Origin of the sequence: Flavobacterium sp. 9, from assembly GCF_002754195.1 — a bacterium.
GTDB lineage: Bacteria > Bacteroidota > Bacteroidia > Flavobacteriales > Flavobacteriaceae > Flavobacterium.
On record NZ_PEEU01000001.1, the window covers coordinates 815,411 to 832,028 of the forward strand.

Below are 16,618 nucleotides of genomic sequence, written 5' to 3' on the forward strand. Positions count from 1 at the left end.
CTTTTTAATGTTTTTAAACTTGTATTTTTTAGAATCTCTATTTTTAAAACTATTTATTTCCCAGAACTTCGTCCATGTAGCTATTGAATGTCACCCTTATATCGTCTCTGACTTTTTTCGTTTCCTCAAAAGAAATGGTGTTGTTTTTAATCTGGTCACCCAATTCTGCAATCGTGTTGAATTCATATAATTGCGCAATTGTGATCGTTACATTAAACTTTTTATTGATTTTACTAATCAATCGTATAGACATAATGGAATCTCCTCCAATGCGGAAAAAATTATCCTGAATCCCCACTTTATCAAGCCTCAGAACTTCTCCCCATATAAGCGCCAATTCTGTTTCTATTTCATCTCTTGGAGCTTCATATGATTCTGAAAGTAAATTCGTTTCGCTTGGTTCCGGTAACAATTTTCTGTTCAGTTTACCGCTTGACGTTAAAGGGAAACTCTCCATTTTTATCAACAATCCGGGAATCATATATTCCGGTAATCGGTTTTTTAAATAACCAAACAGATCGTCCTGATTGTATCTTTCTCTTGGAATTAAATACGCAACCAGGTATTTTCTTGAAGATTCGTCTTCTTTTACCAAAACAGCGACATTCTCAACATAACCTGATTCTAATATTCTGGTTTCTATCTCGCCCAACTCAATTCTGTTTCCACGGATTTTTACCTGATTGTCGATTCTGCCCAAATAAGCTATTTCGCCATTTGGTAACCATTTTGCCAAATCTCCGGTACGGTAAATTCGTTCTCCTTCGTTAAACGGACTTGCGATAAATTTCTCTGCGGTAAGTTCAGGTCTGTTCAGATATCCTCTGGCAACCTGAATACCTTCGATTAACAATTCTCCGGAAACACCAACTGGTTGTAGAGACAGGTTTTTATCAACTATATAAATTTTAGTATTGGCTACAGGTTTACCAATTGTAACTCCTGATTCTTCTGTATTTACATCTGTTAAATCAATAGACGTAACATCAATCGCAGCTTCAGTTGGACCGTATAAATTATGAAGACGAACCCATGGAAGTTTTTGCTTAAATTCTTCAACCATAACGGCTGGCAAAGCTTCTCCACTACAAACCACATGTTTTAAACTTGTGCATTTTTCAGGATCTAATTCTTCAAGGAAAATCCCCAACATCGAAGGAACAAAGTGCAGAATACTTACTTGTGAATCCAGTATTAAATTCAAAAGATAAGCAGGATCTTTATGTCCGTCTGGTTGTGCAAATACCAATTTACATCCTGTTACAGAAGGCATTAAAAGTTCCCAGACAGAAACATCAAACGTATATGGTGTCTTTTGCAAAATGACATCGGCAGAAGTGATTTTAAGATCATCACGCATCCAAAGCAATCTGTTGTAAAGTCCGTTATGATCGTTCAAAACTCCTTTTGGATTACCCGTTGAACCTGACGTATAAATGGCATAAGCCAAATTGTTTTCTAAAACTTTTGCACCGATAACTTCTCTGCTGTAATTGTCTTTTTCGATTTCGAAAGCTTTTATAAAAGCTTCATCAATACAAACTTTATAACCACTATCTGATTTGATGTATTCTAATCGCTCTTCAGGATAATTTGTATCTACCGGAACATAAGCTCCGCCTGATTTTAAAATACCCAATATTGCAACAAGCATATTTGCGCTGCGTTCCAATTTTATTCCTACCAAATCATTATGTTTAACGCCATAACGATCTACTAAATAATTTGCCAATTGACCAGTACGAATGTCAAGATCTTTGTAACTCAATGTTGCATCCTGATAACTCACAGCAACCTCAGCGGAATGATTTTGAACACTTGAAACGAATAAATCTAAAATCGTTTTATCTGATTCATAACTAATATCGGTCGCATTAAAACCGTTCAACAAAGCCAATTCTGTTTCTGATAAGAAAGTCGTATCGCTTAATTTTGTGTCCGAAGCATCCAGATAAATCGCTAAAATCTGAGTGATATAATCGTGAATTTGAACTAATGAAACATCCGATTTTAAACTTCTCTTAAGCTTATATCCTAAAGTTAATGCGTTTCCTGAAAGGTTAACATTTAAATCAAAAGCTGTATTTGTAGTTTCAAAAGATTCAATATTTAAATCCTGCTGCTGAGCTTGACTATATGTTTCATCTTTTTCAAGTTGCAATTCATTGTAAATATGAAAATCAACATAATTATATAACACATCAAAAAATGGAGCTCCTTCGATTGTTTTCTCGTTAGTTATTTTTGAAATCTCATATAATGTTAATCGTTCTTTACTTTTTAAGCTGTTTAGTTGCTTTTCTGTGTTTTTAAAATAAGTACTCCACGTTAAATCATTTTGTTCTTCCAATCTGTTGCGAACAGGAATTGTATTTAAAAAACAGCCCAGAATTTTATCTCCATCTTCGACTACGGGACGGTTATTGGTAACCATTCCGATCACAAAATCTTCTTCGAAATTTATAATCTTCAAAGCATAAACAAAAGCCGCATACAATACTGTTTTTACCGAAATTCCATCTATTCTGCATTTTTCCTGCAGTTTATGTTTGAAATCGAAATTGTAAACTTTAGTAAGATTTATATTTTCTGCCTGATTTTTAAAGATGTCTAAGCGTTTGTAATCTTCTAATTCTTCTTTCCAGAAGTTAATCATATCAGCATTATTCTTCTCGTAAAGCTCTTCTATAACCGAATCTCTGTAATTTGATTTTAGTTTTTCAAGTTTTATTTCCGAAGTACTTTCCAATTCACGATACATTCTAAACAATTCTGTGTTTAAAGATGCAACGCTCCAACCATCAAGGATTGCATGATGAAACTGAAACAAAAAGATTGTTGAAGTCGAATTGATTTCAAACAAACTGATTCTCCAAAGCAAACCTGATTCCATATTAAACGGATTCTGGCGCTCAGAAATCATAATTTCATTTATCAAAGCATCTTGTTTATCAGCATCCAAATCCTGGATATTCTGATAATCAATGCTAAAATCTACTTCTTTTTCTACGATTTGTATTTCTTCATCATAACTAGTCAGATCAAATCTGGTTCTCAAAGACTGGTGTTTCTCTATTAATTTTGAAAATGTCTTCTTAAATAAAATTAAATCAACCGTTGGTATTTGAAATACAAATTGATCGTGATAAACTCCCGCTTCAGGATTTAAAGTGGAAAGAATAACCATCCCTTTTTGAATATCACTCATTGGGTAGATATCTTCAATCTTTTCAGGATTTGGAATTTCTTCCAATACTCTTTCCTTCAAAACATTGATTTTATCTTCTATTTCGTCCTTAATTTTTCTCTTAATTTCAGAACTATTGATGTTGTTTTTAATCTGGTCACCCAATTCTGCAATCGTATTGAATTCATACAATTGCGCAATTGTGATGGTTACATTAAACTTTTTATTGATTTTACTAATCAATCGTATAGACATAATGGAATCTCCTCCAATACGGAAAAAATTATCCTGAATCCCCACTTTATCAAGTCCCAGAACTTCTCCCCATATAAGAGCCAATTCTGTTTCTGTTTCATCTCTCGGCGCTTCATATGATTCTGAAAATAAATTTGCTTCGTTTGGCTCCGGTAACAATTTTCTGTTCAGTTTACCACTTGAAGTCAAAGGAAAACTATCCATTTCTATCAAAAGTCCGGGAATCATATATTCCGGTAATCGGTTTTTTAAATAACCAAAGAGATCGTCTTGTTTGTAGCTTTCTCTTGGAATTAAATAAGCAACAAGATATTTCCTTGAAGACTGATCTTCTTTTACCAAAACAGCTACATTCTCAACAAAACCTGATTCTGATATTCTGGTTTCTATCTCGCCTAATTCTATTCTGTTTCCACGGATTTTTACCTGATTGTCAATTCTGCCTAAATAAGCTATTTCGCCATTTGGTAACCATTTTGCTAAATCTCCTGTGCGATAAATTCTCTGTCCTTCATTAAACGGACTTGCGATAAATTTCTCTGCGGTAAGTTCAGGTCTGTTCAGATATCCTCTGGCAACCTGAATACCTTCGATTAGCAATTCTCCGGAAACACCAACTGGTTGTAAAGACAGGTTTTTGTCAACTATATAAATTTTAGTGTTTGCTACCGGTTTACCAATTGTAACTCCAGATTCTTCTGTATTTACATCTGTTAAATCAATAGACGTAACATCGATCGCAGCTTCAGTTGGACCGTATAAATTATGAAGACGAACCCATGGAAGTTTTTGCTTAAACTCTTCAACCATAACGGCTGGTAAAGCTTCTCCACTACAAACCACATGTTTTAAACTTGCGCATTTTTCAGGATCTAATTCTTCAAGGAAAATACCCAACATCGAAGGAACAAAGTGTAGAATACTTACTTGTGAATCTGCGATTAAATCCAAAAGATAAGCAGGATCTTTATGTCCGTCTGGTTGTGCAAATACCAATTTACATCCTGTAACAGATGGCATTAAAAGTTCCCAAACGGAAACGTCAAAAGTATAAGGTGTCTTTTGCAAAATGACATCGGCAGAAGTGATTTTAAGATCATCACGCATCCAAAGCAATCTGTTGTAAAGTCCGTTATGATCGTTCAAAACTCCTTTTGGATTCCCTGTTGAACCTGACGTATAAATGGCATAAGCCAAATTGCTTCCCAAAACTTTTGCACCGATAACTTCTCTGCTGTAATTGTCTTTTTCAACTTCAAAAGCTTTTATAAAAGCCTCATCAATACAAACTTTATAATCACTGTCTGATTTAATATATTCTAATCGTTCTTCAGGATAATTTGTATCTACAGGAACATAAGCTCCGCCTGATTTTAAAATTCCCAATATTGCAACGAGCATATTTGAGCTGCGCTCCAATTTTATTCCAACCAAATCATTATGTTTCACGCCAAAACGATCTACTAAATAATTTGCCAATTGACCAGTACGAATATCCAGATCTTTGTAACTTAATGTTGTATCCTGATAACTTACAGCAACCTCAGCCGAATGATTTTGAACACTTGAAGCGAATAAATCTAAAATCGTTTTATCTGATTCGTAACTAATTTCCGTAGCATTAAAATCTTTCAACAAAGCCAATTCTGCTTCTGATAAGAAATCAATTTCTTCCAGTGCTTTTTCTTTATATAGTATAAATTGTTCTGCTACAGTATAAAAATGCACTGCCAGTTTTTCAACCAATACTTCTTCATATATAGTATTGTTGAATTTAAAACAGATCTGCAAAGACTTTTCAGAAGGCGAAACCAGAATATTAAAATCATAATTGGTTTGTTCAAAAACATCCACAGCTTCTATGGCAAATTCCTGAGCATTGTTTACTTCATTTGGATTAGTTTCTTCACTTTCTATAGCATCTTTAACCAAATAATTTTCGAAAACCATAATATGATTGATCAAATCGGCCCCTAAATCACTTTGAGACTGAACTTTTGCCAGATTCACATAATGATGTTTATTACCTGCTATAGCATCTTCTTTGAGATCTTTAAATAAATCCAGAGGAGTTTGAGTTCCTTTATATTTAACTCTTACGGGAATTGTATTGATAAATAATCCCACGATATCCTCAACTCCTGCTAATTCTGCAGGTCTTCCTGATACAACTCCTCCAAAAATAACATCATCGGTATTGTTGTATTTTGATAAGACAAATCCCCAAACAGCCTGAATAAAAGTATTTTGTGTAATTCCTATTTCATTACACATCGCTTGCAGCTTACTCATTATTCCGCCTTCAATTTTAACTGTATTGACGGTTTCTCTGTATTCTTTTACAGTAGTATTGTTTTTAATAAATGGAACAGAAACAACACTATTATAGTTTTCCAACTGCTGTTTCCAATATTCAAGAGAAGTATTAACATTGATTTTATTCAACCAATTAATATAGTTGGAATACGGAATTGGTTTTGAAAAATTAACTTCCTCGTTTTTATTAAGTGCCTGCAAAATCAGGTTAAAATCCTGAATCAGAATACTCATACACCAACCGTCCATCAAAATATGATGATGGCTCCACACAAATTCAAAATACTCATTTCCTAAATCAAGTATTTTTAAACGCATAAGAGAATGATTTGAAAGATCAAAACCTTCCTTTATGTCCGCTTGTTTAAACTCGGTAACATAGTCCGATATGTTTTCTTCCTGAATAAAATCAGGACGTTTTTTATAGACGAAATTAGCTTTAACCTTTTTTCGCACAATTTGCAACGGAACATCGGCTAAGTCGTTTGTAAAACTGGTTCTCAATATGGCATGCCTGTCCACTAAGAGTTGATACGCTTGAGATATTGCTTTTATGTCAGCATTTTTAAGATGAACTCTATACGATATTTGTTCAAAATACAAGGAGCTCGACTGACTTGTTAACCAATGAAAATATATTCCTTGCTGTAAAGGCGAAAGTTCATAAATATCTTCAACGGTATTATCTGAATTTAAAACCTTTAAATCATTTACAGCCAATTTTTTATACGATAAATCCGAAGGTGTTTTGTGTGTACTTTCTTCTTTGGCTAATTCCTGAACGAGCTCAGTAAGGCAAGTCTTGAAAACCTGAGAAAATGCAGCTATTGTTTCTTCTGCATAAACGGCATCTGAATAAGCAACAGAAATCGTCAATATGTCTGAAGTTATAGATCCCGAAACATCTAATAATACTTCTTCTGTATTTTTTGCAGAGATATTTTCTCCTATTGCTTCAGAAGTATATTGAAATATTGATTCTTCTTTTTGGTTTGTTTCAAGACCAAATTCTCCTAAATAATTAAATAATATCGTTGGAGAAAATGACAAATTGCTGCCAGCTTCGTTTAGGTATTTAAGCATTCCAAAACCAATACCTTTGTTGGGTATCTTTCTTAAATTTTCTTTTACCTGAACTAAAGCTTCGGCATTACCATTTGTATTTGCAATGTCTAATACCATCGGATAAATAGACGTAAACCATCCAACGGTTCTGCTAATATCTATATCATCGATAATATCTTCTCTACCGTGACCTTCCATTTTTATCATGCTTTTTTCAATTCCAAAAGCTTTTTTTATTGACATGGCAAGTCCGGTAAGCAGAACATCATTTATTTCGGTATTGTACTTATCGTTAATCTTTGTTTTCAATAAATCGGTAACTTCTCTGTCAAGTGTGAAGTATTGCCTTTTATCTAATTGTTTTTTTTCTGCAAGACTGTAATCTGTTTTTAGAGCCGGGATTTCGGTCGTACAAATCTCTTCCCAATACGGTAACTCAGAAGTTATTTTTTCTTTTAGAGCGCTTTCTTTTTGTAAAGTTGCCCATTTCTGGAAAGAATCAGATTTAAGAGGCAATTTTAAAGTAATTCCCTGTTTTACCTGATTGTATACCGTAAATAAATCTTCTAAAAGAATTCGCCAGGAAACTCCATCGACCACCAAGTGATGGATAATTAAGGCTAAATAATCTCCGCTTGCCGTTTTAAAGTGAGCCACCTTAAATAATGGACCTTCAGAAAGATTAAATTGTGACTGTAATTCGTTCCCTAGCAAATTCATCCTCTCAAAAGGACTTATATCATTAGTTAAATCATACGATTTAAAATCATAACTTTTTGATGACATTGCGGCGTTAAATTGTTTCCAATCCTGCCCTTCTTTTTTGTATGTCATACGCAAAACATCGTGGTGTTTTACGAGAGTCGATAAACATTGCTCTATATGTGTTGTATCAATTAATTCGCTGCTCTTTAAAACCACTGATTGGTTGTAATGATGGTGTTCTAAAATTCCGTCATATTTAAAAAAGTAGTTTTGTACCGGCGTTAAAACAACTTCTCCAGATACGTCTGATTGATCGCTAATTTTATTAAGCTCAGTCATAAAAGAAACTAAGTCTTCTAAAACAGGAGATTCCAAAAGATCTGAAAGTTTTAAAGTATATCCTTCTTTTTTTAGCCTTGATACAACGAGAATTGATTTAATAGAATCTCCTCCAAGATGATAGAAATTAGATTTTACTCCAATACTTTCTCTTTTTAAAACGCCTTCCCATATTTTAACCAATATTTGTTCTTCTTTTGTTCGCGGTGCCACATATTCAATAGCATCAGAAATTCCGGCTCCTTCAAAATCAGGTAAATTTCTTTTGTCTAACTTACCATTAGGCGTCAAGGGTAATTTATCAAGCTGAATAAAATAAGCAGGAATCATATATTCAGGGATTCTTTCTGATAAATAATTTCTCAGACTGCTCACTTCTTCCTTTACATCCGAAATGATATATGCAACCAGTTCTTTTATTTCATCAGCAGTTTCATTTACCAAAACTACTGCCTGATTAATGTTCGCTTTTGTCTCTAATTGATATTCGATTTCTCCAAGCTCGATTCTGTGTCCTTTGATTTTTACCTGATCGTCGCTTCGGCCTATATATTCCATCACGCCGTCTGTTGACCACTTGCCCAAATCTCCTGTTTTGTACATTTTTCCTTTATCATTAAAAGGATTATCTACAAATTTTTGTTTGGTAAGTTCCGGCTGATTTAAATATCCTGAAGACAAACCAGCTCCAGCAATATAGATTTCACCAACTGCGCCAATTGGACAAAGCTGTTTGTATTCGTTTAGAATATATATTTCGGTGTTGGCAATAGGTTTTCCAATGGTAATTTTTTTGTCTTCTCTGGTTATTTCTTTAACAATACAACCAACAGTTGCTTCTGTAGGTCCGTATTCATTATAAATTTTAATACTCTCCTTAATATCCCAAATCGCATTCAATTGTGACAGTGTCAATTGCTCACCGCCACAGATAATCTGATCAATATTTGATTGGTCAACTCCCGAAGCTTTTATTAAAGTAAGATGGGTTGGCGTGAGTTTTAAAGTATCTATTTCAGGATGCGAAAAACTTTCCTGAAGCAGGTCGTTAATATCCTTTTTAGCATCTCCTATCCATAATTTTTTCCCTCTGGTTAAACTGGTAAAAATACTGGTGAAGGTCAAATCGAAAGAAAATGAAGTAATTAATGCCCAATTTCCAGATTCGGATTCGTTAAAATAATAATCATTAGACCATTGTATGTAATTGAACAAATTGCTGTGATTAATTTTACAGCCTTTTGGTTTTCCTGTAGAACCGGAAGTATAAATTACATAAGCAAGTTGCTCCGGTTTTATTCTGATAAGGTTTGAATTACTTGCTTTTTTTGCAAATAACGCTTCCATATCGTCTAATACGATAATTTTTATTTCCTCCTTATTTTCTACCTTAATCTGCTGCGATTTTTCGCTTAGAATAACTTTAGCACCACAATCTTTTAATATGTAATCAATGCGTTCCTGAGGATAAGTAGGATCAACAGGTACAAATGCTGCACCAGATTTCAATACACCCAAAATAGCCACAATCATCCATTGACTTCTTTCTAATTGTATGGCTATTAAATCCTCTGATTGAATTCCCATATCGTGTATTAGATAATGTGCCAATTGATTTGACACTTCGTCTAATTCACGATAAGAATAAATCACCTCTTTATAGGTTAATGCCTTAGCATCAGGATTTTTATAAGCTTGTTCGCCAAATAAATCAAGAATTGTTTTTTCTTTGGAATATTCAGTTACTGTATCATTAAATGTTGACAAAAGCATATTGTGCTCTTCCTGACTTAAATAGTCTATTGCGCCAACTGATTCTTTTGAATCCATGAGCTGATCGCTTAGATTTCTGAAATGCCCAATCAGGCTTTCAATCGTTTGACGATCATAAACATCTGTATTATAATATATATTGAATAGTAAGCTGTCGCCGTTTTCAAAAAAACCAATTTCCAAATCAAATTTTACATTGCTCTTTCCTTTGCTTTTAATGTAATTGACCTGTTCATTTCCTAAATTATTATCTTCTGCACGATCAGCCGCATTTTGACCTACTAATACAATATCAAATAAAATATTCCTGCTGTTATCTCTCTCTATTTGAAGATCTTCAACCAACAAATCAAAAGGATAATTTTGATGTGTAATCGCTTCTAAAGTATTGTTCTTGATTTTCTCATATACTTCTTTGAACGAATCATCCGGATCGATTTTATTTTTTAAAGCCAGTGTATTTACAAAAAAACCAATCTGATTTTCTAAAGCCGAATGATCACGTCCCGCAACCGAAGATCCTACAATAATCTCTTCTTGTTGGGTATATCTGTACAACAATACATTCCAAATACTAAGCAAAGTGATGAACAAACTTCCTTCTTGTTCCTGACTAAATCTTTTTATTTTGGTTGTTAATTCTTTAGATAAATGCGCTTCCAGAATTTCCCCGTTATGGCTTTTAACTCTTGGTCTTACTTTATTAGTTGGTAAATCAATTGTTGGAACAGCATCTTTTAACTGTGCAAACCAATAGTCTTTATCTGATTGATATTTATTATTCTTAAGCTGGTCAATTTGCCAGGCTGTGTAATCTTTATATTGTATTTCAAGTTTAGAAATAGCTGGTGTTTCTTTACGAAGAAAGGCTTCATAAAAACTTATTATATCTTCTGCCAATACGCCCATTGACCAGCCATCGCTGATGATATGGTGCATAACGTAATAAAAACAATATTTTTGATCCGAAATTTTAACCAAAGTAGCTCTGATTAAAGGGCCTTTGCTTAAGTCAAACAATTCGTAACTGTCTTTTTGAACAAATTCGTTAAAGAGTTCCTGACTGTTTTGTTCTTTGCTAAAATCAAAATTTAAAATTTTAAAGCCTAAATCCTCGCGCTCCAAAATCCATTGTCTTACTTCGCCGTTTTCTTCTTCTTTAAAGATTGTTCGTAAACTTTCATGTCGTTCGATAACAGCATTTACTGCTTTTTCGAATATTTCTAAATCTAAATCTCCAGATAAATCAATTATTTTAGGCATCATATACGCTAATGAAGCCTCAGCGTATTGACTTGAAATCCATAGCCTTTTTTGTGCAAATGAAATAGGATAATTTTTTTGTTGTTCAACAGGCTGAATTTCTTCAAAATTATCTTCTGAATTATATTTTTTAAGATATGAAACGATCTCTTTTTTGTTTTCCTTTATCTTATTAATAAGGGATTCCGATATTTCGTCACCTTCAAAATTTATCACTAAATCTTCTTTGTCTAATGACATAGAAATTCCATAATTATTTAATTCTATAAATAACTGATCCATAATCATTATATTTTTAAAGTCTTGGTTTCTTTTTTACTCGTTTGCATTTTGATTAATTTGGCAATTTTGATTTCCTGTGATAACAATGTAACCGTTGGTTTTGCAAAAAAATCTTTAAGTGATATTTGAACATTATGCTGTTTCTGAACTCTTTTTAGCAAAGTCATTGCTTTGAGCGAGTTTCCTCCTAATTCAAAAAAGTTATCTTCCATTCCCAGTTTATCAAAACCAAGAAAAGATTGCCATAATTCGCAAAGTTCTTTTTCTAAACTCGATTCCGGCGCTACATAATTATCACTAATCGCTTCTTGTTGAATACCTGAATCAACAAGATTACTGTCTTTTTCTTCTTTTGATTTTAAATTCTGGACAATTGTATTTACATCTTGAAAAGAGACAATTGCAGAAGCTAATTTTTGGTTTAGAGACAATTCAAATATTTTAGCAATCTCCTCATCATTAAGGACTTCTTTATGTAAATCATCCAGAAATAATGTCGCCCAGTTCAAGGTCTTATCTTGATTTTGCTCTTGCAATAATCTGGCATAAGTATCTGCGTATATATTTTCATTTATGCCGTTTAACAAAGACGACAATTGCAAAGGGAACCATACAAAATCAAGATCTTTGTCTTTAAAGTTTTCGTATAGATTTTGTATTGGCTGAAACTTCTTTGTTTGCAATTCAATTAGATTGTTCAAATCAGATAAGTCTGCCAATCCGTTTTCTTCATTAATAAAAATTACTCCGGAAATTTTGCGGTGTTCTCTTTCGACTTCCTGAATCAATCCTTGAATTTCTTCTGTTTTACTGTGATTAATCTGGTAATAATGTGTCTTTTCATTTGATTTTTTAAGTTGACTTAATTTTTCAAATGCATCATTATCTTTTTCTAAGGCCTGGCTTCCAGTAATCAATATCTTAGCATCATATTGTTTGCATAAATACTGCGAAATAATACTTCCTGTTTTGCCAAAACCATTCATGATTAAATAGTTTTTATCGCTTTTTATAACATCGGAATTTGAAGTTGTATCCACTTTAATTTTTTCGAAAAAAGCGACCCATCTTTGATTATTTCGATAAGCAATTTCAGAAACCGATAAATTATATTCAAGATCATTCAAAATACTGCTGTCGTATACTTCTGATGCTTCATAAGTATCAAAATCCATAAAACAGGAGAAAATATTTGAATTATTTTTTATAATCATTCCCGCTGTTTTTTTGGCTAAAGCCTGAGCATTATTTATGGACTCGTTTCCAAAAACAGTCGAAGCAAGAATTGAGATAAAAGTGATTTTCTTTAAATGTGCTGCTTGATTAATAATTAGATTTCGGCACAAATGCATCACCGGAATTGAATCTTTTAATAGATTTTCTTCTTTTTGAAAACTCCAATTGTAAATTACCTGATCTATTTCTACGCCTTTATCTTCAAGGCTTTTAAATAATTTTTCGTAATGTTCAGATTCAAAAGGATCGATCGTTATTAAAGAAGGTGTCTCACTATATTCGGCACCTTGCTTAACTTCGATTATATTATTTTCTTGCTTAAGTTTATTAGTGATTCGTTGTAACAAAGTGTTTTCGTCTGAAAAAATCAAATAGTTAGAAGAACTCTTATTGCCTGTTACTGCAATTGATTTTTTCCAACTGGTCTGATAAAATGAATCCTGCAAATTACTTTTGCCTGTATCAAATAATAATCCCATATCTACCATTTGCTGGAAAGGATTGACTTTAACTTTCAGACTGGTTTTATCAAAACAATAACCAGGCGCAGAAATCTTTTGCTGATTATCAGATACATTAAAAATATTCCAGTCTATTGCTGCACCATTTTGCCATAATTTACCAAGCGATTGCAGGTAATATTCGTGATCATTTGCTTCTTCTTTAGGATGTCTCAATAGATTGATTCCAAAGCTGTTTTTATTAAAAAGCTTATTTTGTTTTAGGAAAGAAGTTAGAATTCCTCCTGATCCAATTTCTATATAATTGGCATTTCTTTTCTCTAATAAATAGCTGATTCCGCCTAAAAAATTAACTGTATTTCTCAAATGCTTAACCCAGTATTCTGGTGATACAGCTTCTTGAGCGGTTATTTCTTTTCCGCTTAAATTAGAAACAAAAGGAATTTTTGGAGCATGAAACTGAATGTCTTTAATTGCTTTTCTGTAATCATCTAATATTTCGTCGAGCAAAATAGAATGCGCTGCTATTGAAATTTTTAATTCCGTATAGTCGATATCATTTTGTTCTAATACTTTGATAAAATCAATAATATCTTTTTTTGCACCGGAAATCACGCAGGAATTCTCCATGTTTATCGTTGCAATTGATAGTTTTTCAGTGAGATAGGTTTGTACTTTTTCTGCTGAAAGTTCTACTCCAACCATACCTCCTTCAGGTAATCTACTTGTTAGTTCTCCTCTTTTTAGAACCATATCCAAAGCGTCTTCAAAAGAAAATACTCCACTAATACAAGCTGCAACATATTCGCCTAAACTATGTCCAATCATGCAATTAGGCTGAATACCAATACTCATTAATAAACGGGCTAATGCATATTCGACCAAAAAAAGAATAGGTAACATATATTCGATTGAATTAATCAAATCGTTATCTGTATTGTCATCTTCCCAATAGCCAATTATTTTTTCAAACTCTTTTCCGGTTTTACTTTTTAATACCGCAAAACCCTGATCCATAACCTCTTTAAAATAAGGTTCATTAAGATACAATTCCCAAGCCATTTTGTAATATTGACTTCCACCACCGGAAAACATAAAGACCAAATCTTTTGTTCCACCGGAAGTTTTCTCTGAAGGTGTTTTTTGTGCAATATTCTCTAATGCCTCGATTGCTTCTGCGTTATTTTTACAAACCAAAAAATTTCTGTATTCAAAATGTTTCCTTCCTGTTTGTAATGTATAGGCAAGATTGTTCAGGTCAAGTGAGTCTTTTTCTTTAATGAAATCCTTTAGCTTATTCTGATAATTAAGTAATGCTGTTTTAGTTTTTGCAGAAAATACCAATAACTTATTTCCTTCTTTTTTTATACTTACCTCAGCTGCAGGTTCTTCTTCAAGAATAGCGTGTGCATTTGTACCGCCAATTCCAAAACTGCTTACACCGGCTCTTAATAATTCATTGTTTTTTCGATCCCAGTTTTGCAACTTGTCATTCACATAAAATGGACCTGACGAAAAATTTATTTCCGGATTTGGACTGCTGTAATTTATAGAAGGCAGAAGCGTTTTGTTTTTTAACGAAAGTGCCGTTTTAATCACACCAACAATTCCTGCTACGGTATCCAGATGACCAAGGTTTGATTTGATAGAACCAATAGCACAACGGTGATTAATATTGTAATTAAACGCTTTGTTCAGAGCCTCAATTTCTACAGGATCTCCTAATTTCGTTCCTGTTCCGTGTGCTTCTATATAACTGATACTTTCCGGTTCAACTCCGGCAATTCGGTGGGCTAATTTTATACATTCTGCCTGACCAATTATACTTGGAGCAGTATAACCTACTTTTCTTTTTCCGTCGTTATTAACGGCTGTTCCTTTTATAACAGCATAAATATGATCTTTGTCTTGTATTGCATCTTCCCATCTTTTTAGTGCTATTACACCCACTCCTTCTCCAAAAAAGGTACCCGAGGAATCTTTGTCAAAAGCTCTGCAACGACCATCTTCTGAAAAAACCATTCCTTCTTCATACAGATATCCGCTGTCACCATCTTCGGTTGACATTAAACATGCTGCGCCTGCAACTGCTATTGAACATTCTTTAAGCAATAAGTTTCTACAAGCAATATGTATGGAAGATAAAGAGCTCGAACATGCGGTATCAATATAATAACTTGGTCCTTTTAAGTCTAAATTATAGGAAATAAGAGTGCTTATAAATGATTTATTGGCCAATCTTGTCCCCATAAAATCACCAACCTGACTATTAGGATTGATTAAGGCGTGTGATCTCCAGTTCAAATCATCAGACGCAGCCAGGTACAACCCAATTTTTCCGCTGTATTCATGAGGATTACAGCCTGCATCTTCTAATGCTAACCATACTTGCTCATGCATCAGTCTGATTTGTGGATTCATTAACTCCGCTTCATCTTTTGAATAACCAAAGAAAGAATAATCAAAACTTTCCGAGTTTTCGATATGTGATTTCGAAAAAATATATCTCGGATTATCAATCAATGTTTCACTTACTCCCGCTTTTCTAAGTTCTTCAGGCGAAGGTGTATGATTTAATTCTTTTCCTTTAATTAGATTATCCCAAAGAGACTGGATATCATTTGACTGAGAAAATCTCCCGGATAAACCAATAATGGCAATATCCTTTTTTCGTTGGTCGCGCTTTACTTCGTTATTATTGACAAGACTCACTCTTAAAATGATTTAATTAATTATATTTTTTTGGATAATGGCGTGTTCTGTATTCTTTGATGGTTAGTACTTTCTTCCCATACCAACCAAAATTTTTCTTGGTCCTTCAAAAGGTTCTCTACCGTGGGTATAAAGCATATTATCTAAAATCAAAAGATCATTTTTCTCCCATTGAAAAGTAACTTTTGTATCTTCATATACATTTCTTATCAACGCAAGTGTTTCTAAATCAATAGGAGTTCCATCTCCATAATAAGCGTTCCTTGGTAAATTTTCTTCTCCCAAAAGTTCAATAAGACCTTCCTGGATTTCTTCTTCTAAACTGCTTACATGAAACAAATGAGCTTGGTTGAACCAAAGTTTATCATTAGTTACAGGATGGCTAATACTGGCTTGATTGGTTTGTTTTGTTCTCAATCCGTTCTCAGTCCATTCAAAATCGATATTGTTTTTTCTGCAAAAGTTCTCTACCTCTGATTTGTCATTTGTCTGAAAAACTTCTGTCCAGGGCAAATCTATATCCGAATAATTTCGCACATACATAATTCCTTTTCTTTCAAATTCATCACGTATTTCTTTTGGTATTTTTTGATACGCCAAACGACTGTCTGATATTGGTGTGTTTCCTAATTTTTGCGCTACAGTTACACATAAAAATCCTATTCTCATTGGCCACGCATTAGAATATGCATTTTCGTTATGCTGAGGAATAGTTTCAGAAGGATGATATTCAGTCGCCGTATATACCTTGTTTTTTAATTCGGTTCTTGGAGTTGATCTATAAGTATAATCCAATAGTTCTTCGCCAAACAGATTTCCTAAAATTTCACCAAACTCATTTTCATCTACATTTTTAAAACCTCTGATTAGCAATGCTCCTTCTGTAGACAGAAATGATTCAACAAAATCCTTATTGTTTTTTGCCCAATCAACTGGAGAAATATCTTCATCTATTTGAAGTAAAATTTTTAAACCGGCTATTTCTTCAACATTTTTAATTTCCATATTGTTATTATTTAATTAG

General features: G+C 33.3%; 3 protein-coding genes. All 3 read right to left on the reverse strand.

What is annotated here, in order from left to right; all coding sequences use genetic code 11:
* Positions 1–49: 49 nt before the first annotated feature.
* The 3 genes from CLU81_RS03005 to CLU81_RS03015 all read right to left on the reverse strand — a co-directional run bounded on the left by CLU81_RS03005 (position 50) and on the right by CLU81_RS03015 (position 16,599).
* Positions 50–11,185, reverse strand: coding sequence for a non-ribosomal peptide synthetase (locus CLU81_RS03005; protein WP_158235308.1), 11,136 nt, complete (start codon positions 11,183–11,185; stop codon positions 50–52).
* 5 nt (positions 11,186–11,190) lie between these two features.
* Positions 11,191–15,594: a type I polyketide synthase gene (locus tag CLU81_RS03010; protein WP_099708471.1), complete on the reverse strand. Its 4,404-nt coding sequence runs from the start codon at positions 15,592–15,594 to the stop codon at positions 11,191–11,193.
* A 63-nt stretch (positions 15,595–15,657) separates the two neighbouring features.
* The gene (locus CLU81_RS03015; protein ID WP_099708472.1) at positions 15,658–16,599 is read right to left on the reverse strand and encodes a TauD/TfdA family dioxygenase; all 942 of its coding nucleotides are present in this window, start codon (positions 16,597–16,599) and stop codon (positions 15,658–15,660) included.
* Positions 16,600–16,618 lie beyond the last annotated feature (19 nt).